Genomic DNA, 19,067 nt, shown 5'->3' with positions numbered 1-19,067 from the left:
CAACCCACGTCACCGGACTTGACCCGCGGACATCTCTGACTGCGCGAGTGGTTCCGCCGCGAGGCTCTCCCAAACGCGGTTGGAGCGAACGGTGTTGAGTCGGTAGTCGGTGACGCGAGTGTCGTACAACATCGCTGCCAACTTCTGTGCACGAGACACCGGATCGCTCGGATCGCGAACGATCTCGCCACGGCTGTTCCCATTGCCGACGACGACACCTACGAGGTCTTGATTCAGGTATCGGGTAAGTTCCTGGAACTGCGCGATCACACCCTGAGTAGCGCCGAGATAGCTTTCCTCGCAAGAGATCAGCACGCCGACCTTCTTGTGCATGATGCCCTCGACGACGAGATCTTGCTGTGGCGCGCTGTTGGCTGTGTAGCAGAACAGGCGGTCGAACACAGTCTTGAGTCGGCCGGGCATGCCATAGAAGTAGAGCGGCATCGCATAGATGATGCCGTCGGCTGGCAGCATCCGATCGACGAGCAACTCGCCGTACCGGTCGTCCAGAGAACACATGCGGTCCTCCGCGCGTCGGCACTTGCGGCAGTTATCCAGCATCCGCCGGACATAGTCGTCAAGGAACACGTGATCAACGGTCTGTCCGGCCGCCCGCGCGCCTTCTGCGGCCGCGTGCGCCAGGACGTGTGAGTTGCCATCCTCGCGGGGACTGGCGCTGATGATGAGGGTCTTCATGGAATTCTCCTATGGCAAAAGGTTTTTGCAGGGTGCGGATTCAGCTAGGCACGGGTATGCGGAAATGACTAGCTTTGCAGCGGGCGCAAGGTCGAACGGCGTACACGCAATTCGGTGGGCACGATGATCGTCTGGTCGGACGAGTCGTCACCTTCGAGCAGTGCGATGAGCAGCGACACCGACTGCGCTCCAATGGTGCGCGGGTTACAGAAGACTCCGCTGAGTTCCGGTGTCGTCAGGTTGAAAGTGCTGCTGTCGACACAGCTGCACACGCCCAAGTCATTCGGAACCATGATGTTCAGACGCGCGGCCTCGTGGAGGATGTCGAGGGCGATGTCGTCTGAGCCGCAGTAGATCGCATCAGGTGGCGTGGGTGAGTCCAGCAGCTCACGCAGGGCTGCCTTCGCCGAACGGTGTGAACCGGTCTCGAGCCACACGGGTTCGATCCCACGGCGTGCCGCCCAGTCCCGGTAACCGTCGATGACATCGCGCGTGTAGGAGCGGGCGAGATCGGTTATGACGGCGGCGGGACGGCGGTAGCCCTGATCCCAAAAATGCTCGAACACTCCCGACGCCGCGGCGCGGTGGTCGTTGTCTACGACGTGGCTGCCCGCTTGACGTCCGGCCGTGCGGCCGGCGGTGACGACGGGATGGGTCGCCGTCCACTCCGGATCCAGCAGTCCTTCGTCGCCGTGCGGGTCGACGATGATCGCGCCGTCGACCGCGAACGCGCTGATGGCCCTGGGGCCCACACCGGGAGGCGCGAGAACGAGCGCATAGCCATTCCGTTCTGCCTCGTCGGAGGCCCCGTTGAGTACCTCGAGGAAGTACTCGGAGTTGGGAATGAGCATGCTCGATTTGCTCTCCGTGTCAAAAGGGGCGACCTGGATAGCAAAGGTGCGACTGCGGTTTGTCTTGAGTTGCTGCGCATGGACATTGGCGCGGTAGCCGAGCTCGGCAGCGATATCGAGGACGCGTCGGCGCGTGTCCTCACCGATTCGCCCCTGATTGCTCAGGACGTGGGAGACCGTCGTCGGCGAGACGCCGGCGGCCGCTGCGACATCACGAATTGTCACCACCATGCTCGCCTCCTCGACCGCGGGGACTCCCATGATGTCAGAATCCACTACCGCAATCATCAGCGTGCGGTGACGGCGTCCGGCGCGAAGAGCTCCGGCGGTTCTGGGAAGGCACGGAGGGCCAGCGGGTAGGTGACGGCGGCAACCAGACCGGCAACCAAGAAGCCGAGATCAAGGCCACCGAAAAGGCGTGCGCCTGGTGCGGAGAACCACTCGTTGTTGGTGAACATCAGTCCGGCGGCCGCCGACAGTGACCACACGCCGACGCCGACCATGTTCAAGCCGCCGGTGAACCAGTAGACCCCGCCGCGCTCTCCTCGGTTGAACACCTGGAGGTCGGCGGTGTTGTAGTAGCCGCGGCGATGAAAGTGCCCGATCGTCAGGATGACGATCCACGGGATGGACGAGCAGGCTAGCAGCGCGAGGAACACTGCGACACCGTTTGCCAGCGCGGCGTAAAAGTGGCCGAGGTACACCAGTGACGTGGCCAAAGCGCACGCTACGAGGGTGGCCTGGACGCGGTTGAGACGTGGAATGATTGCTGAGGTGTCGAGGCCAGTCCCGTAGGTGTTGATGACGGCTTGTGCCGTTCCCGACGCCAGCCCCACATAGATCAAGGCAGGGATGAACCAGGCGGGCGCGCCGTTGACAAGTCCGAGCACGAAGGAACTGTCGGCGTCAGGGGTGCCAGACGCGAATAGGGCTGCGGAGGTGAAGACACCCCACATGATGGGCCCGCCCATGCCGAAGAGACCGCCGAAGAACATGGCGCGCAGGATGGAGCCGTCCGGGTGTAGCCGTGGCGAAATGTGCCGCGTCCAGTCTCCGGCGTAGGGGCCGTAGGACGCAACGGTAGAAGCGCACAAGAGGGCCGACAACAGCCAGGCTGCGTGGACTGACCCCAGTGCGTAGTCACCGGTGCCAGCGTAGGAGGGGTCGAAATCCACTCCGTAGACGAAGATTCCGACAATCAGACAGGTTCCTGCTGTCGGGATCATGAACTTCTGACAGAACACCATGCTCGAGTGGCCTAGCACCGACACTGTGGTGACGACGACGGCAAGAACGGCGTAGGCGCCGAGGCGCACGCCCTCGGTGTTCTGCAGATCGAAGAACCGAGTGAGCGCTCCGGCAAGGGCATCGCCGCCCGTCCAGATACTCAGCGCCGCGAAAGCCACCGATGCGCTGCCCTCGAGCACCGAGCCGATCAGTCGGCCAGCCACACCGAAGAATGCGCCGCTGGATACGGGGTTGTTTGTTCCCGTCCGAGGACCCAACAAACCAGTCGGTGCGAGAAGAGCGGCACCCATCGTCGAGCCCACGATGACCGCCGACGCCGCCTGCCACCAGCTCAGCCCGAAAGTGATCGGGAACCAGCCGATGACGATCACGCTGAAGGTCAGCGAGCCTCCGAACAAGATGCTGCTGACATTCCGAGGCGAGGATCGGCGCTCCTCTTCCGGGATGAAGTCGATGCCGTACTGCTCGATGCGCCCCGCTCGGTCCTTAGTGGGGAGGGAACCGGGATGTGACTGAGAGCTGTTGAGAAGACCCATGAGTTGCTCGCTTACTCGCCCTGCACGAGCCACCGAAATGGCTCGTGGTGACGATTGTCGTTGGTGAAGAGTGTTTCTGGATGCCATTGCAGCCCGAGAAGATTCGGACCTTCGACTGCTTCGATCACGCCATCGGTGGCCCACGCGGTCGCGTGCAGCACGTCGCCGGTGTGGCGGATGGCCTGGTGGTGATGTGAGTTGATCTCCGTGCTGCCGTCCAAGCTGGTCTCGGCCCGTGACCCGACCTCCGCTTTGATTCCGTGACGCAGCGTGGCGTAGCCGCGGTCGTGGCGGTGGTCCATGTGACCGAAGAAGCCTTCGACCGCAAGGTCCTGGATCAGCGTGCCGCCGGTGGCCACGGCCAGCATCTGGGCGCCCCGGCACACACCGAGGATCCGCTGACCGTTGGACATCGCAGCCCGCACGGCGCACCGCTCCACGTGATCACGGTGTCGGTCGACTGCGTCAAGGGTGACTCGCACGCGCTCCCCGTATTCCTCAGGATGAATATCGCCGCCACCGGAGAGCAGCAGCGCATCCACTCGCGAGATTGCCTCGGCGACAGTGTCATCGCCCTCCACAATGGTGGGCAGCAGTAGTGGCGTCCCCCCTGCGAACATCACCGCCTTGACGTAGGCGCCCACCACGGAGGGTTTTTCGGTGCTTCCGACTGTGATGCCGATGATCGTCATAGATTCAGCAGGTAGTAGTGGCGCTCACGGTCACTGACCTCGGCGTGGTCACGATGCCATTCGCCGCGCTTCATCTCTGTGTAATCGCGGACGAAGGCTTCGGGGAACACACTGTAGGTCAGCGAGTCCGCCTCGAATGCTTCAACGGCGTCGATGAGGGTGCGGGGCATGACGTCGATGCGATCGTCGGTGTAAGACAATGTGTCCTGAGGCTGGCCAGGATCGATGCCGTCACGGATGCCCTCGAGTCCGGCAGCGAGCATGAATGCCGCGGTGAGGTAAGTGTTGGCCGCCGCGTCCACGCTGCGGTTCTCGATCGCCGGACGATTGTCGGGCAGACGCAGCATGCATGACCGGTTGTTGTGACCGTAGCTGATCTTCGTCGGCGCCCAGGAGAAGTTTCCGTCTGCCAACCGTGGCACCAGTCGGCGGTAGGAGTTTGTGGTGGGATTCGACAGGGCCGCAAGTGCTTTCGCGTGTTTCAGGACTCCGCCGGCGAAATGCAGAGCTTCCTTGCGCCAGCCGGAACTGCCCGTGCCGGTCTTGAAGACATTCTCACCGCTGTGTCGATCCTCCAAGCTCATGTTGAAATGCGCTCCTGAGCCCCAGAGTTCGGCGAAGGGCTTCGGCATGAACGTCGCGACCAAGCCCTCCTCTTTGGCGGCCTGTTTGACGAGGGTGCGGAACAAGGTCATCCGGTCGGCTGAGTCGACGACTTCGGCGTGTGCAAAGTCGAACTCATACTGTCCTTCGCCACCTTCGGCGTCGAAGCTGAACAGGCCGAACTCCAATTCCGTCATATACCTCGTGACCCGGTCCAGGAAGGGCATCGCATCCAGCGTCACCTCGACGTCATACGCGGGTGTGGGCTGTAGGCGCCCGCTCGGTGCGATGGGCTCGAGGTGTCCCTGTGTCAGCGATTCCGGACGGAAGACGTAGAACTCCGGCTCGATTCCGAGCTGGCAGACGAAGCCCATGCTTGCTGCCTCGGCGACCTGCCGCTTGAGAGCCGAGCGTGGGCAGAGGGCGAACGGCTCGCGGCCACCCTGGTGCATATCGGCGATCATCCATGCGAATCGCCGGTCCCAGGGAAGAATCCGTAGGGTATTCGGATCCGGGAGGCCGACGACTTCGTCCTCGACAGGGTTCATCCGGCCAATCCCGCCCATGCCCCGGGGCGTGTACCGCTCGGATCCGGCGATCAGATTCGGTAGGTGGTCGATCGGTACGACCTTGGACTTCGGCCTGCCCAAGACATCGATCCAGCTGCCTACGGCATATCTGACGCCCTTACGCGCGAGATCGTCGGCGAGTTGGACGTACTGATCGGACAGCTGCGTGACGGTATCCATTAGTTCTTTACTTTCCTTCGGTTCTCTGGAAATTGGATTGGCGTAGTAATGCCTCGCTGGCAGTAGTGAATGGACCTAAGGGTGCGCGGGCGATGCCCGCCCCGATCTGGCCGCCTGCAGCGCCCGCGATGCCGATGTCCATAACCGGTGTGATGCCGGTATCGGCCACGGCATGGGCGTCAATGCCTGTGGGCGTTCCTCGGAAGCCCAGATACGGGAGCCTGAAGAAGGGGCTCTCGCCATGCGTGATCTGATACATCTGCTCGTTAAGTTCGATCATCCGAGTCACGCCACCCTGGTAGTCCTGCAACGTGAATGCTGCGGTCTGCGCGAAGGCGCCGAGCCCGCACACCTCAGTGGTGATACTTTCGCCACCCATGAACTGCGCGTCGTCGATGGTGACGCCAGGGGATAGGCGATAGTGCTCGAAGTGGGGCAGCGGGCCGGTGAACCACCTGCCCGGAATGCCGGACACCTGGATGCCGAATGTGCTGCAGGACATGGCCATTGCGGTGACTATCGATGACCCGGGCACCCCAGCCATCCGCGCGGCCATGACCTTCGCCGCAGCCATCGCCGGACGGAGGAAGAAATAGTCACCACCGGTGAGGTAGGTGACAAGGCGTTCACCCAGCGCGGAATCAGCAGCCAGCGACGGCAGGATCTCACGGACGAAGAGCAGCGATGCGGCAGTGTTGCGACTATGTAGCTCGTCTCCCTGCCGAAGAGCGCGGGCCATGATCGGCAGTAGCGCGACTCCGCCCCGATCGCGAATGGCCTTTCCCAATGCGGGACCTATCGACTCCGCAAGGAAACGCAGGTTGCGGTGCACCTCCGCGTTCCACACACCGTAGTTCAGCCGGGACGGCGTTTCCCCCTCGAAGAGCGTGCAGTAGGACCGAAGGCCGGTCGGACGATCCTCAACGATAAGCGCCGGCATCGACGCGGAGGTCACGCCAGCTAGCGATCCGATACAGCCATGGTCCTGACAACCCACGACCGTGACCTCACCGGTGTCGAGAAGCACCTCGGCGCCGGCGAGGTCAGCGGCAAGCCCTTCGTGCACAACGCTTCCGAGGATTGCGGTTCGCTGGCCGCCGGAGTACTCGGGCCACGGCATGGTTGGCCCCGATGTCAGGACTAGACGTGCGTGCATCGCGGGTATCGCCTCACGAGCCGGAAGCACGTCGACCAGAACCGGGTCCGCACCGGCAAATCTCGCCAGCGCCGCGTCGTTGGCGGCCCGCGTTTCTTCGAGTATCGCGGCGGGGGGCATGGGCTCTCCTCTCTCAATTAAGATAAATCGTTTTTTCACTGCTCGTACAAGACTGCCGAGAATTGATAAAACGTTTTGTCAGATGATGCACGTCACGCTGAACGGTGTCAAGACCGCTTCGTCACAGCTGTTCGGAGGGATGCAGGATCGCAGGCGTGGCTGTCTGCGAGGACGGCGGCGCACGTTGTGGTCATAGAGTGGCCGTGATGACTGATACCGTAATGCTTACAGTCAGCTTCTCTGTAAAGGCGGGTCATGGGCAGCGGGTCCATTGGCGGCTTAGCCGCCGTCCTGGAAGGCATCCGGGTGCTCGACTATGGCCGGTTCATCGCGGCGCCGTGGTGCGCGGCCCTGCTGGCGGATATGGGCGCCGATGTCATCCGGGTGGAGAAGCGGGAAGGCGGCGAGGACCGGTGGGTTCAGTCGGTCGCCGACAGCGGTGAGGGCGGCACATTCCTTCAGTGCAATCGGAACAAGCGATCACTGACGCTGGACACGACGATCGAGGAGGGGCGGGAGATCACCCGCAAGCTGGTCGCCGGCGCCGATGTCGTGGTCGCCAACATGCCCGCGGCGGGAATGCGGGCGAGCGGCCTGGACTACGACACCCTGCGCGCGATCAAGCCCGACATCATCCTGGCGAGTGCGACCGCTTACGGCGAGGGCGGGCCCTACAGTGACCGGATCGGCTTCGATGGTGCAGGACAGGTGATGTCGGGTGCGGTGTACCGGCAGGGTCTCCCCGACACACCGATCCGGACCGTGGTGCCTTATGCGGATTTCGGCACCGCGCTGACGTTGACGATCGGCGTGATGATGGCCCTGTACCACCGCGATCGCACCGGCGTGGGCCAGCATGTCGAAGGCGCCCTGCTGCCCACAGCGTTGATGCTGTCGAACGCGTTCCTCATCGAGCGCGCGCTTCTCGGGACGGACAAGCCCCGGATGGTCAATCAAGGGACGTCCGTCGCCCCGTGCGACCTGTATCGAACGTCCGACGGTGGTTGGGTGCTGCTCCAGATCGCGGGACCGCCGATGTTCAAGCGTTGGTGCCGGCTCGTCGGCAGACCGGAACTGTTCGACGACCCGCGGTTCGCCGATGACGACCTACGCTGGGAACACGGCGCGGAACTGAACGACATCATGGCGCAATGGTGCGCCGACAAGACGAAGGCCGAGGTGCTCGCGCTTCTCGAGGACGCCAAATTGCCTGCCGCGCCGCTGCATTCGACACAGGATGTGCTCGACGATCCGCATGTCGAGGCGATGGGTTACCTCCAGCGCATGCCATTCCCCGGAACGGCGCGGGACGTGCCGATCATCGAGACCCCGTTTCGGCTCTCCGAGACGCCCGGCGCGATCCGCCGTCGCGCCCCGCTGCTGGGCGAACACACCGAAGAAATCCTGGGCGAGATCGGTTACAGCGCCGATCAGGTCACGAGTCTGCGCTCGCGATCAGTCGTCTGAGAACAGGGCGCGCAGCCGCGTCACATCGACTTTCCCTGTCGGGCCACGCGGCACGTCGTCCTCGCTGTCCAGGAGTCTCCAGACAGTCGGGACCTTGAAGCTACTCAGCAGCGTGCGTGCCGCCGACCGCAACTGCTCAACCGTCACACCGCTGTCGGGCACCACCGCGGCGGCAACCCGATTACCCTCGGGACCAGCCACATTCGTCACAAAAACCATCCGGACACCGTCGAGAGCCCGTAGCGCATCCTCCACCTCAGTGGGATACACCGTGGCGCCGTTGACCTTGAACATGTCATCGGAGCGGCCGTGATAAAAGAGGAACCCGTCCCCGGTGAGATGACCGAGGTCGCCGGTCGGGTAGTAGCCGTCGGGAGTGAATACCTCTTCTCGGCTTCGTCCGCAGATGCCCCGCATTACGTGCGGACCCCCGATGTGAATCACGCCGATCTTTCCGGTGGGCGCCTCCTGACCGGACTCGGGATGGGCGATCCGCACCCGCATGCCCTCGAACGGTTGACCGCAGCTGCCCCAGGCTGATTCGGGCATGTCGGTATCGGCGGGATAGCCGCAGTAGGGCCCGAACGACTCGGTCATCCCGAACAGGCGGGCCCTACGTCCCGGCCGCGAACGCATCTGCGGCGGCAGCACAGCGTCGAGGCTGCCGGGTCGAAGCGTCGTCAGCTCGACGCCCGAGCTCGGAATGTGCCGGGCCAACGCCTCCGCCTGGTCGGGCCAGCCGCGGAACAATGTCACCCGTTCTGCTGCCAGCAGCCGCAACGTCGAATCAGGCCGGGGGACAGGCTCGGTGATCAGCGTCGCCCCGGAGATCAGCGCGGACAGCAGACCACCGCCGAGTCCGCCCACCCAGAAGAACGGCATCGGAAGATACAGGCGCGTATCGGCGTCGACGCAGCGCGGTCCCAGACCGGCACGTACCGCGCCGATCGCGTTGCCGTGCGAATGACAGACACCCTTCGGCTGTCCGCTGCTGCCGGACGTGAAGATGATCGCCATCGAGTCGGCCGGCCGGACACCGCGGGACATCGCCGCGGCGACTTCGGTCGCCGCCGCGTGGCTGGGCAGTGCGCCCATCTGATCCGTGGTCCATACGTTCTGGAGCGCGGGCAACGAACCGTCGAGCCCGTCGAGGTAACGGTGCCCACGGAACTCTTCGACGGCGATGAGGTGCTGTACCGACGCGGTACGCAACTGCGCCGTGAGCTCGCGCGGTGTCAGCAGGGTGCTCAACGGTACGACCACGGCGCCGATTCGCATGAGAGCCAGCGCGATTCGTGCCCACATCACGCCGTTGGGCATGATCAGGCCTACGCGTGCTCCCTTGTTCACCCCGGACGCCACGAAGACGGCCGCGAGGTCGCGGGTCTGCTCGTCCAGCTCGACGTAGGAGATCCGGTCGGCGGGATCGACGATCGCGTCCTTCTGCCTGTAGCGCGCAGCCTGATCACGCAGCAGGACGTCGACGGTGTCAGGCATCGAAGCGCCTTCTCAACGTGGGAAGGTCGACCTTGCCGCTGGACAGCCTCGGGACGTCGTCGTGGCGCAGTGTGATCATTCGCCGTGGGATCTTGTAGGCGGACAACTGCGGCCGCAGAGCCCTCAGCACCTCCTGCTGATCCAAAGCCGTCACAGTGTCGGTGGCGATGGCGGCGGCGACGATCTGCCCGCGTTCGTCGTCGGGCAGGCCGAGGACGTGGACGATGGCGCCGCGATCGATCGGTTGCAGGACCGTGTTGAGAGCCTTCTCGACCTCCGCAGGGGTGACGTTGGCGCCCGCCGTCTTGATCATCGCGCCGGTCCGGCCGACGAAGTAGAACACCCCGTCGTCGTCGCGCCTCACCAGATCGCCGGTGTGGAACCAGCCGTCGGCGTCGAACGTCTCCTCCCGGCTGCGCCCGTAGTAGCCCTGCATCAGGAACCGTCCACGCAGAAGGAGCTCTCCGACAGAGGTTTTCGTGTCACGACCGGTGTCGAGATCGGCGACCCGTGCCTCGAAGCCAGGGGCAAGGAAGCCGAAGGATCCGCGTCGGCTCTCCGGCTGGTCCGATTCGTCGCCACTGAGCAGGACAACGCTGCCGGCTTCGGTCATGCCGAGCATGTTGTGTCGGAGTTCGGGATCAACGGGTCGAACGTCGGCGGCCATGATGGGGTAGAGGTTGCCGCGCCGCATCGACGACAGGTCGCGGCGGGCGAAGCTCGGGTGCCGGGTCAGGTGTGCGATACCGGCCACGAAACCATTTGTGACGGTCGGCCTCTCGGCCTCGATGAGGTCGAGGGTGCGTCCGGCGTCGGTTGCGTTGGAGCAGATCAGCGTGGCCCCTGCCACCAGCGTGGCGAGAAGTCCAAAGGCGAATCCGCCGATCCAGAAGAACGGCGAGTTGCAGAACAGCCGATCGGACTCGGTGAGTGCGCGGATCTCGTTGAGGCTCCGTTGATGGCCGATCAGCGAGGCGTGCGTGTGGACGACGCCCTTCGGGTCGCTTGTCGAGCCCGAGGTATAGATGATCGCCAGCACGTCGCAGCCGGCGACGTGATCTTGCAGGTCCTCGACTACCTCGATCAATCGCGGATCGGTATCCGCGTCGAACTCGCCGTCGAAGACGATGTGGCGCAGCACCGGCACCGTGGCACTGAACAGGGAGCCCGTCGCCGGCGGTGCACCCACCGCCTCGCGCAGGGCGGCCTCGTAGTCGTGGTTGCGGTAGGTGCGGGCGGCGAGCAGGATGCTGACGTCGCTGTCGAGGAGCTGCCTACGGAGCTCGTTCGGAGTGCTGAAGGTGGAGAACGGCACCACGACGGCTCCGAGGCGTGCCGCGGCGAGCATCGCGACGACGAACTCGGATCCGTTGGGATACAACAGGCCGACGTGCGTGCCCTTACCGGCGCCGAGTGTGACGAGGCGTTGCGCCAGTACCGAGGATCGCGCGTCGGCGTCGGCGTAGGTCAGTCGGTCGTCGTCACAGATCAGCAGAGCCTTGTCGGCGAGCCGTTGCCGTTCGCGCAGCAGTCCTGCGACGGTGTCGCGCGGGGTGGTCACGGTGGCGGAAAGAATGATCGGACCGCCGTCAGGTCGGGCTTGCCCGAGGGGGTGCGGGGGATCTCGGCGGCGATCACGACCTGCGCCGGGATCTCGTAGCGCGCCAGACGGTCTGCTGCGTGCGCGATCAGCGTGTCGGGGTCAGCCGTTGCGTTGGGGCGGAGTTCGACGAGGGCCACCGGAATTTCGCCGAGGCGGGCGTCCGGCCGTCCTATCACTGCGGCGCCGGCGACGGCAGGATGGCTTTCCAGCGCGTTCTTGACGTCGTCGGGCATCACCTTGAACCCGCCGCGGATGATGGCCTGGTCGGCGCGTCCCAGGATCCATACGAACCCGTCGGCGTCGATGCGTGCGAGGTCGGTGGTCCTCATCCACCCGGCATCGCCGTCCACCTGCGCTGGGATCACTTCGAGGACCCCCTCAGTTCCCGGTTCCACCGGGGCGCCGTCTCGGTCGACGACCCGAAGCCGCGCTCCGGGGTTCGCCCGGCCCACGCTGCCGCGCTTGTCCTTCCAGAACCTCTCGTAGTCCGGCAGCGTCCAACTCGCCACCCCGCCACCGAATTCGGTGGCCGCGTAGGAGGTCAGTACGGGGATGCCGAACTTCGCCGTGAACGCATCGGCATCGTCGGCCGACAGGGGGGCGGTTCCCGACGTCACCACCTGAACGCCGGCCAGGTCGTCGCGTGTGAGCTCGGAGTGGAGCACGGTTCGCAGGGCTGCGGGCACCAGCGACACCGCTCTCGGCCGGTGTTCGCGCACGGCGTCCGCCCAGCTCGTCAGCTCGAACTTCGGTAGTAGCACAAAAGGCCGGGCCTCGACCAAGCAGAGAAGTACCCGAAACACACCCCCGACGTGTACCAGCGGTGAGTTGACGATCGCCACACCCCTACGGAGTTTCTCCGGGGCTGGAGACTTCTCGGGTTCGCGGCCTAGCACGCTGCGGGCCAGCATGTCGTAGGTGAGGTCGACCCGCTTCGGCGGCCCGGTGGTGCCGCTGGTGAGCATCCACACCGCGACGCCGGGGCGACCGACATCCTCGGACGTCGCCCCAGGTGTGATGGCGGGGCCGCTATCGAGGTCGTCGAGGGTGACGGTGGTGGCCGTCGTTCCCGGCGCCAGCGCCGCGAGATCCTCGGGGAGTCCGATGATGACAGGAAGCTGCAATTGCTCGATCTCGGCCCTGGTGCGCTCGTCGCCGCGCGCTGGGTTGATGACGACCACGGTGCCGCCACCCACCAGGACGCCGAGGAGAGCTGCGACATGAAGAGGGCTGTTGCGCAACATGATTCCCACTCGACCGGTGCCGGCGAGGGCGCTGATCTCGTCCGCGTACGCGGCCAGCTGACCCCAGGTGGACCACTGTCGTTCGAACTGGATCGCTGGCGCAGTCCGGTCGAGGCCCAGAACATCAATGATGCGCTGTGAGAGCGGGTGCATCAGCGAATCCGCGGAGCCGCTTTGGGAATCGGGCGTTCGGCGAGCTCCCGCGTGGCGATCGGATTTCCCAGACGCGTATAGATCAAGCCCTGATCCATCGCGGCCCGGTAGGGCTTGTCGAGGGATTCCCAGATCGCCTTGACCGTGCCCTGGGTGGCGGTCGGCGGTTTGGCGGCGATAGTCTGCGCGATGTCGTGAGCGCGGTCCCAAAGTTCGTTTTCCGGAACGACTTCGGTGACAAGCCCGATCCGCAGCGCGGTCTGCGCGCCGACTCGTTCGTCATTGCCCATCAGCGCCATGCGCAGCGTGTCACCGAGCCCGACGCGCCGCATCAGGCCGACCGGCTCGAGCGCGGAGACCAGGCCCGCGCTGACATGGGAGTCGAAAAAGGTCGCGCCGTCGGCACAGATCACGACATCGGCCTCGTTGACGAAGTAGAGCGCGCCCGCCGTGCAGATACCCTGCACGGCGCAGATCACCGGCTTCCACATCTTCTGCCATTTGGGGCTCAACAGCTCGCCGGGATCCTCGTGATTCCAGACGATGTCAGGCTGCCCATAGCTCGACTTGATGTCCAGGCCGGCGCTGAAGGCGCGCTCGCCGGATGCGCGCAGTACCACCGCGTTGATGTCCTCGTCGGACTTGATCACGTGCCAGACGTCGCGCATCTCCTCGCACATGGTTCGGTTGAACGAATTCAGCGCCTCGGGCCGGTTCAGCGTGATGGTGGCGACGCGGGTGTCGTGGTCAAGATCGAGCAGAATCGTGTCGAAGGTCGGTGTCGGCTTCACGGGCATTCCCTAACGGCACTGCCAGTTGGGCGCGCGCTTCTCGACGAACGCCAGCGGACCCTCTTTGGCGTCCTCGGTGCGGACGACGCGCTCACGAAACGTCTCGGCGAGGATCTCGCCCTCGAGCAAGGGCAGGTCGAGTGTCTTGTGGATGGCCAGGCGGGTTCCCCGGACAGCAAGCGGTGCATTGGAGTTCACGATGTCGGCGATTTCGTGCGCGCGTTCGAGCAACCTGTCGTGTTCGACCACCTCGGTGATCATTCCGAGCTCGTAGGCGCGCTCTGCGCTCATCCGCTCATGCTTGCCCATCAGTGCCATGCGCAGGGCGACCGAGCGAGGCAGCGCGCGTGCCAGCCGTACCATCTCGCGTGCTGCCACCAGGCCGATGCTCACGTGCGGGTCGAAGAACGTCGCCTTGTCCGACGCGATCACGATGTCACCGGTGGTGACCCAGTCCAGCCCTGCGCCGCAACAGATGCCGTTGATGGCCGCCAGCACCGGCTTGGCCATCCGGCGGAACGGGGGAGTGCCCTCCTGGGGTGCCTCCCACTGGTCGTAGGTGGACAGGTAGGGACGCTCGTAGATGACCTTGCCGTCCTCGGGGATCTCGGTGACGTCGGCTCCGGTGCAGAACGCGCGTCCGTTGCCGGTCACGATCATCAGCCAGATGTTGTCGTCACCCTCGGCTTCGTCATAGGCCGTCCGCAACTCGGTGACCATCTGGGGTGAGAGCGCATTGAGCGCCTCGGGGCGATTCAACGTGATGGTGGCCGTATGTCCGTCGACGTCGTAGGTGATGGTGTCGTACTGAGGAGAACTCACGTTCCTTCTTTCGTCTATCTGCCCTGAAAGTCGGGTGCTCGCCTGGCTCGGAACGCGGCCAGGCCCTCCCTGAAGTCTGCTGTTCGGCTGGATAATTCGAGGCCACTCAGCTCGTGGGCCATTGATTCCGGCAGCGATGCTCCATGCCCGAAGTTGATGGCTTGCTTGGCCAGACCGATGGCGACGGTGGGGCCAGAGGCCAGTCGCGAGAGAAGATCCTCTGCCACAGAGGCGAGGTCGTCTTCTGGGAAGGCGTCGTAGATAAGCCCCCAGTCGGCCGCATCGATACCGGTGACCTTCTCGCCGAGAAGCAGCATGCGTTTGGCTCGCGTCACGCCGGCGAGGCGGGGGAGCAGCCAGGTGGCACCGGAGTCGGGGCTGAAGCCGCGGTCGATGAACGGTTCCCAGAGGTTCGCATCATGGGTGGCGACCGTGAAATCGGCGGCGAGTGCGAGATTGCAGCCGAGGCCGACCGCCCAGCCCCGGACGCTGCAGACCACCGGAAGTTGGATCGTCGCAATGAGTTCGACCACTCGATTGGCCGTGTGCGGGATGCGTCGGGTGAGGTTGCCCGGTCGGGGCTTGCCGTCGTTGCTGTTGGTCGCCACCCAGTCGGCGCCCGCGCAGAAATCCTCACCCGCGCCGTCGATGTGGACAGCGCGGAGCGTGTCGTCTGAGGCGGCGTCGGTGAGGATCGCAACGAGCTCGTCGACCATCGTGTGGCTCAACGAGTTACGTCTGCTCGGCCGGTCCAGGATGATCCGCAGGATGGGACCGTCTCTGACCGGGCGCACCGCGCCCGAGTCCGCGTCGTCGCGCACCGAGCCACCGTCCTCTCGGGCCGTCTCGGGGCTATACAGATAGCCATACAGTTGGTACTACGATTACTATCCTGTACAACTTAGCAAGGAAAGGCCGCCAGCGGAACAGTGTCGTCTCAGCCGCGAGGACCACGAATTCGTCAGCCCCGGGTCGCAGAACTCGTGGCATCTCGTCTGCGCGACGACATCCTGACCGGACGACTCAAAGAGGGGGACGTGCTGCCCTCGCAGGAAGCGCTTTTCGCCGAGTTCGGGGTGAGCCCGCCCGCTGTGCGCGAGGCGATCCACATCCTCGAATCCGACGGGCTGATCTCCGTGCGGCGCGGCAATGTGGGCGGTGCCGTCGTCCACCTCCCGTCGGCGGAGCGTACGGCGCAGATGATCAGCATGGTGCTGCAGACGCGATCTGCCACGCCCGCAGATGTCAGCGAGGCGCTGCTGCATCTGGAGCCGATTTGCGCGGGCATGTGCGCCGCCCGCCCGGACCGGATGGTCGAGGTGGTGCCCCATCTGCAGGCTGCCGTCGACGCGCAGACCGCCGAATTCGACACTCCAGCAAGCTATGTGCCGAATGCTCGCAGGTTCCATGAGGCGATCGTCTCCCGGTGCGGCAACGAGCCGATGATCCTGCTGATCGGATCGCTGGAAGTCATCTGGTCGGCACACGAGTCATCGGTGTGGAGCGACGACCACCACGCCGGTGACCCGATGGAGCCCAAAACGATGCGGGCCGCGCTTCGTGCCCACCAGAAACTGCTCGATGCCATCACCGAGGGGAATTCCTCTCGTGCAATGCGTCTCGCGCAGGACCACCTCACCGCCGCGCGCCGCAGCACCCTCGCCGCCGGTTCGGACAAGACCATCGACGCCAAACTGATCACAAGCTGAGAGGCCGGACATGACCGCCGAAGACGATCGTGTGCTGTTCGACGTCGATCGCGACAAGCGCATCGCGACCATCACGCTGAACAACCCGAAACAGCGCAATTCCTATGACGCCGCGATGCGCAACCTGCTGGGGCGATACCTCGACGAGGTTGCCGAGGATGACGACATCACCGTCGTTCTGCTGCGCGGCGCGGATGGGGTTTTCAGCACCGGGGCCGATATGAACAACGCCTACGGCTGGTACGGCACAGGTGGTAGCGATGAGCGCTTGCGCGAAGAGCAGACAGGTAGCGATGAGCAGAAGCCGGGTCGCAAGAGCCGGCCGTCCCAACGTAGACGCTTGACTGTCGACCGAAAGTCGTTCGGGTTCTATCACAATCTGCTGGGCTTCCCGAAGGTCACCGTCGGCGAGATCAGCGGCTACGCGCTGGGCGGCGGCTTCGAGATCGCCTTGATGACTGACATCTCCGTCATCGCCCGCGACACGAGAATCGGAATGCCCGCCACGCGGTTTCTCGGCCCTGCCCTGGGCAGCCTGCATATGTTCTTCCACCGCCTGGGCCCGGTGTTGGCGCGGCGCATGCTGCTCACCGGCGACATCATCCGCGCGGCGGAGGTCGAACATCTCGGCGTCTTCACCGAGACCTGCGCTGCCGAATCGGTCACCGCACGGGCCCGATACTGGGCCGAGAAGGCGGCGAAGATGCCTGCCGACGGCGTGGTCATCGCCAAGGAGGCCTTCCGTCTGGTCGAACAGAGCCAGGCCTACCAGGGCGAGGAGGTCGCCAGTTATCTCTTCCACGCGTACGGCACGAATCTGCAATTCGCCGAGGGCGAGTTCAACTTCGTCAAGACGCGGGCGCAACACGGGACCAAAGAAGCGTTCCGCCTGCGTGACGAGCATTTCCACGTCCCCGAGCCGGACCCGAACCCACAGTGACCGGGCTCACCTTCTGGCCGCGCTACATTATCTGTTACTTTTGTAACGTCCTTCTGTCATGAAACCGAGGTCGAAAGCATGCCCACACCCGTCATCGTCGGTGCTGCCAGGACGGCCATCGGCCGCTCGTTCAAGGGCACGCTGGTCAACACCCCGCCCGAAACCCTGATCACCACGGTGCTGCCGGAGATCGTTCGGCGTTCGGGCGTCGACCCCGCCGACATCGACGACATCATCTTCGCCGAATCGCACTACGGCGGCGGCGACCTCGCCCGGTATGCGGCAGATGCCACCGGCCTCACGCACGTGCCGGGACAGTCGGTCAACCGGCACTGCGCAGGCAGCCTCACCGCGATCGGCAATGCGTCGGCCCAGATCGGCTCGGGTATGGAGCGCGTGCTGATCGCCGGTGGCGTGCAGTCGCTGTCCATGACACCGCTGGTGAACTGGCGCATCCCCGGCCCCGAGCTCAAGTTCGAAGAGCGCTGGATGCCGCCGACCCACGTCGAGACGCCGGACGCGCCCGCGAAGGACATGTCCATCACGGTGGGCTGGAACACCGCACAGTCTTATGGATTGACCCGTGAGGACATGGACGCCTGGGCCGCGCGGTCGCATCAGCGCGCCATCGCCGCGATCGATGCGGGCAAATTCCTCGACGAGATCGTGCCGCTCAAGGTCGAGCAGTTCGACGGTTCGGTCATCGACTTCAGCGTCGACGAGCACCCCCGCCGCGACACCACGGTCGAGAAGCTGGCCGGTCTGAAGGTTCTGCATCCCGAGATCGAGGGCTTCTCGATCACCGCAGGCAACAGCAGCGGTACCAACGATGCCGCCGCCGGTGTCGCACTCGTCGACGCCGATTACGCCGCAGCCAACGGGCTGAACGTGATGGCCAAGGTGCGGGCCTGGGGCGCTGTCGGCGTCGACCCGCGTGACACCGGTCTCGGTGGCGTCAAGGTCATCGGCAAGGTCCTCGAACGCGCCGGGCTCAAACCGTCCGACGTCACGCTGTGGGAGATCAACGAGGCGTTCGCGTCCGTGCCGATCGCTGCCGTGCGGGAGTACGGCATCGACGAGGAACTCGTGAACTTCTCGGGCAGCGGGTGCAGTCTCGGGCACCCCATCGCCGCCTCGGGCGCGCGAATGGTCACCACCCTGGTCTACGAGCTGCAGCGCCGCGGCGGTGGCATCGGTGTCGCCGCGATGTGCGCCGGCGGCGGCCAGGGCGGCGGCGTCGTCATCGAGGTCTAGCCTCACCTTTCGCCGAAACTGCATTCCACGCGGTCAAATCCGCGAAAACTCAACGCGGAATGCAGTTTCGGCGGGACGAATTCAGCGCTTGCGGGCGGTGGCTTTGGTGGCCGTGGCCTTGCGTGCCGGTTTCTGGTTCTGCTCGATGAGCCGCGCGGCGTGCTCAAGGATGCATTCCAGGCCGAACTCGAAATTGCGATCATCGGAGGCACTGAGGTGGTGCCCCTTTTCCGTGACGGCGGCTAGCAGCGGCGCGGTCTCCGGGTCGATGTTCATCGTGTCGTCGATGTCGCCGTGGCCGTCTTCACCGGCCAGGTTCTTGTCGCGTAACCGCTGCAGCACCACCGAGCCGCGGACATGAACCGACATTGCCGAGTACGTGTCGAATGCGTCTTCAGGGGACAGACCCGCCTCGACCAGGCTGCCGATGGCCTTTTCGACCTCCTGTACCCCCACCTTCGCCGCCCGCGGACTCAGCGCGGAGCGGATGAGGATGAGGTCGCACAGGATTGGATTGCCCATGAAGGTCTTTCGCATGGACCTGGCGTGGACGGCGAGCGTCTCCCGCCAGTCCTTGGCCTCGACGTAGGGGGTGGCGAATGCGTACTGGCGCAGTGCGCGATCGGTCATCGCGTTGAGCAGGTCGTCCTTTTTGCGGAAGTACCAGTAGATGCTGGTGACCCCGACGCCGAGGTGCTTGCCGAGCAACGGCATGCTGAGGTTGTCGATGCCGACCTGTTCGGCCAGTTCGAAGGCGCCCTTGATGATGTCGTCGGGATTGATGGACCCGCGTTCGCGGCGCTGCCGCTTCTCCGCGGTCGCTTGTTTGGCCACTCGGGGCTACCTCCATCAATTCGTGATCGCGAACCTATCGACAGCTATTAGTCTGAACTGCGCCTTTGCGTTCGTGTCGCCAGCCTGTCGCGCAGGCGACTC

The 19,067-nt window shown here is 64.7% G+C and carries 17 protein-coding genes; 4 read left to right on the top strand and 13 right to left on the bottom strand.

Annotation, left to right across the window (positions count from 1 at the left end; genetic code table 11):
* Nucleotides 1-9: 9 nt before the first annotated feature.
* From AWC12_RS13445 to AWC12_RS13420, 6 genes are all read right to left on the bottom strand, one after another.
* On the bottom strand, nucleotides 10-696 hold the full coding sequence (locus AWC12_RS13445; protein WP_085174887.1) for a flavodoxin family protein: 687 nt from the start codon (nucleotides 694-696) through the stop codon (nucleotides 10-12).
* A gap of 68 nt (nucleotides 697-764) precedes the next feature.
* Nucleotides 765-1,823, bottom strand: a complete 1,059-nt coding sequence (locus AWC12_RS13440) for a LacI family DNA-binding transcriptional regulator (protein ID WP_165762807.1) — start codon at nucleotides 1,821-1,823, stop codon at nucleotides 765-767.
* Between the two features lie 11 nt (nucleotides 1,824-1,834).
* Nucleotides 1,835-3,331 carry a purine-cytosine permease family protein gene (locus AWC12_RS13435; protein WP_165762806.1) on the bottom strand — a complete coding sequence of 499 codons (1,497 nt, stop codon included), beginning with the start codon at nucleotides 3,329-3,331 and terminating at the stop codon, nucleotides 1,835-1,837.
* Nucleotides 3,332-3,342: 11 nt separating this feature from the next.
* The gene (locus AWC12_RS13430; RefSeq protein ID WP_085174883.1) at nucleotides 3,343-4,023 is read right to left on the bottom strand and encodes a gamma-glutamyl-gamma-aminobutyrate hydrolase family protein; all 681 of its coding nucleotides are present in this window, start codon (nucleotides 4,021-4,023) and stop codon (nucleotides 3,343-3,345) included.
* Nucleotides 4,020-5,375, bottom strand: a complete 1,356-nt coding sequence (locus AWC12_RS13425; protein ID WP_085174881.1) for a glutamine synthetase family protein — start codon at nucleotides 5,373-5,375, stop codon at nucleotides 4,020-4,022. Before AWC12_RS13425 ends, AWC12_RS13430 begins: the two co-directional genes overlap by 4 nt.
* Before the next feature lie 7 nt (nucleotides 5,376-5,382).
* The gene (locus tag AWC12_RS13420) at nucleotides 5,383-6,651 is read right to left on the bottom strand and encodes a YlbE family protein (RefSeq protein WP_085174879.1); all 1,269 of its coding nucleotides are present in this window, start codon (nucleotides 6,649-6,651) and stop codon (nucleotides 5,383-5,385) included.
* 255 nt (nucleotides 6,652-6,906) lie between these two features.
* Here AWC12_RS13420 and AWC12_RS13415 point away from each other — a divergent pair, with 255 nt between their 5' ends.
* Nucleotides 6,907-8,118, top strand: a complete 1,212-nt coding sequence (locus AWC12_RS13415; RefSeq protein ID WP_085174878.1) for a CaiB/BaiF CoA transferase family protein — start codon at nucleotides 6,907-6,909, stop codon at nucleotides 8,116-8,118.
* Here AWC12_RS13415 and AWC12_RS13410 read toward each other — a convergent pair.
* Genes AWC12_RS13410 through AWC12_RS13385 form a run of 6 tightly spaced genes read right to left on the bottom strand, consistent with a single transcriptional unit; the run spans nucleotide 8,107 to nucleotide 15,049 of the window.
* Nucleotides 8,107-9,615 carry a class I adenylate-forming enzyme family protein gene (locus tag AWC12_RS13410; protein ID WP_085174876.1) on the bottom strand — a complete coding sequence of 503 codons (1,509 nt, stop codon included), beginning with the start codon at nucleotides 9,613-9,615 and terminating at the stop codon, nucleotides 8,107-8,109. The two genes, AWC12_RS13415 and AWC12_RS13410, sit on opposite strands and share 12 nt — an antisense overlap.
* On the bottom strand, nucleotides 9,608-11,176 hold the full coding sequence (locus tag AWC12_RS13405; protein ID WP_085174874.1) for a class I adenylate-forming enzyme family protein: 1,569 nt from the start codon (nucleotides 11,174-11,176) through the stop codon (nucleotides 9,608-9,610). The genes AWC12_RS13410 and AWC12_RS13405 overlap by 8 nt, the downstream gene beginning before the upstream one ends.
* Nucleotides 11,173-12,615, bottom strand: coding sequence for a class I adenylate-forming enzyme family protein (locus tag AWC12_RS13400; RefSeq protein WP_085174872.1), 1,443 nt, complete (start codon nucleotides 12,613-12,615; stop codon nucleotides 11,173-11,175). The genes AWC12_RS13405 and AWC12_RS13400 overlap by 4 nt, the downstream gene beginning before the upstream one ends.
* On the bottom strand, nucleotides 12,615-13,412 hold the full coding sequence (locus AWC12_RS13395; RefSeq protein WP_085174870.1) for an enoyl-CoA hydratase/isomerase family protein: 798 nt from the start codon (nucleotides 13,410-13,412) through the stop codon (nucleotides 12,615-12,617). The genes AWC12_RS13400 and AWC12_RS13395 overlap by 1 nt, the downstream gene beginning before the upstream one ends.
* 3 nt (nucleotides 13,413-13,415) lie before the next feature.
* Complete coding sequence (locus tag AWC12_RS13390; protein WP_085174868.1) at nucleotides 13,416-14,228, bottom strand: enoyl-CoA hydratase/isomerase family protein; 813 nt, start codon at nucleotides 14,226-14,228, stop codon at nucleotides 13,416-13,418.
* A 14-nt stretch (nucleotides 14,229-14,242) separates the two neighbouring features.
* Nucleotides 14,243-15,049 carry an enoyl-CoA hydratase/isomerase family protein gene (locus AWC12_RS13385; protein WP_085174866.1) on the bottom strand — a complete coding sequence of 269 codons (807 nt, stop codon included), beginning with the start codon at nucleotides 15,047-15,049 and terminating at the stop codon, nucleotides 14,243-14,245.
* A 162-nt stretch (nucleotides 15,050-15,211) separates the two neighbouring features.
* Between AWC12_RS13385 and AWC12_RS13380 the strand changes: the two genes are divergently transcribed.
* The 3 genes from AWC12_RS13380 to AWC12_RS13370 all read left to right on the top strand — a co-directional run bounded on the left by AWC12_RS13380 (nucleotide 15,212) and on the right by AWC12_RS13370 (nucleotide 18,131).
* Complete coding sequence (locus AWC12_RS13380) at nucleotides 15,212-15,937, top strand: FadR/GntR family transcriptional regulator (protein WP_024446549.1); 726 nt, start codon at nucleotides 15,212-15,214, stop codon at nucleotides 15,935-15,937.
* A 10-nt stretch (nucleotides 15,938-15,947) separates the two neighbouring features.
* Nucleotides 15,948-16,877 (top strand): enoyl-CoA hydratase/isomerase family protein, encoded by a 930-nt coding sequence (locus tag AWC12_RS13375; protein WP_085174864.1) that lies wholly within the window; start codon nucleotides 15,948-15,950, stop codon nucleotides 16,875-16,877.
* A gap of 78 nt (nucleotides 16,878-16,955) precedes the next feature.
* Entirely contained in the window at nucleotides 16,956-18,131 is a 1,176-nt protein-coding gene (locus AWC12_RS13370; RefSeq protein WP_024446551.1) for a thiolase family protein, read from the top strand.
* Nucleotides 18,132-18,212: 81 nt separating this feature from the next.
* Here the strand turns inward: AWC12_RS13370 and AWC12_RS13365 are convergent, their stop codons facing one another.
* Nucleotides 18,213-18,965 carry a TetR/AcrR family transcriptional regulator gene (locus AWC12_RS13365; protein WP_024446552.1) on the bottom strand — a complete coding sequence of 251 codons (753 nt, stop codon included), beginning with the start codon at nucleotides 18,963-18,965 and terminating at the stop codon, nucleotides 18,213-18,215.
* Between the last annotated feature and the right edge of the window lie 102 nt (nucleotides 18,966-19,067).

The sequence above is a fragment of the Mycolicibacterium iranicum genome (assembly GCF_002101705.1).
In the GTDB taxonomy this organism is placed as follows: Bacteria; Actinomycetota; Actinomycetes; order Mycobacteriales; family Mycobacteriaceae; genus Mycobacterium; species Mycobacterium iranicum.
Note: the sequence above shows the minus strand (reverse complement) of the source record. Positions and strands in the feature narration are given on the sequence as shown.

Excerpts from the sequence above, each read along its gene's own strand:
- AWC12_RS13395 (WP_085174870.1), bottom strand. The coding sequence starts at position 13,412 with ATGCCCGTGAAGCCGACACCGACCTTCGACACGATTCTGCTCGATCTT.
- AWC12_RS13430 (WP_085174883.1), bottom strand. The coding sequence starts at position 4,023 with ATGACGATCATCGGCATCACAGTCGGAAGCACCGAAAAACCCTCCGTG.
- AWC12_RS13425 (WP_085174881.1), bottom strand. The coding sequence starts at position 5,375 with ATGGATACCGTCACGCAGCTGTCCGATCAGTACGTCCAACTCGCCGAC.
- AWC12_RS13375 (WP_085174864.1), top strand. The coding sequence starts at position 15,948 with ATGACCGCCGAAGACGATCGTGTGCTGTTCGACGTCGATCGCGACAAG.
- AWC12_RS13410 (WP_085174876.1), bottom strand. The coding sequence starts at position 9,615 with ATGCCTGACACCGTCGACGTCCTGCTGCGTGATCAGGCTGCGCGCTAC.
- AWC12_RS13435 (WP_165762806.1), bottom strand. The coding sequence starts at position 3,331 with ATGGGTCTTCTCAACAGCTCTCAGTCACATCCCGGTTCCCTCCCCACT.
- AWC12_RS13370 (WP_024446551.1), top strand. The coding sequence starts at position 16,956 with ATGCCCACACCCGTCATCGTCGGTGCTGCCAGGACGGCCATCGGCCGC.
- AWC12_RS13415 (WP_085174878.1), top strand. The coding sequence starts at position 6,907 with ATGGGCAGCGGGTCCATTGGCGGCTTAGCCGCCGTCCTGGAAGGCATC.
- AWC12_RS13420 (WP_085174879.1), bottom strand. The coding sequence starts at position 6,651 with ATGCCCCCCGCCGCGATACTCGAAGAAACGCGGGCCGCCAACGACGCG.
- AWC12_RS13400 (WP_085174872.1), bottom strand. The coding sequence starts at position 12,615 with ATGCACCCGCTCTCACAGCGCATCATTGATGTTCTGGGCCTCGACCGG.
- AWC12_RS13445 (WP_085174887.1), bottom strand. The coding sequence starts at position 696 with ATGAAGACCCTCATCATCAGCGCCAGTCCCCGCGAGGATGGCAACTCA.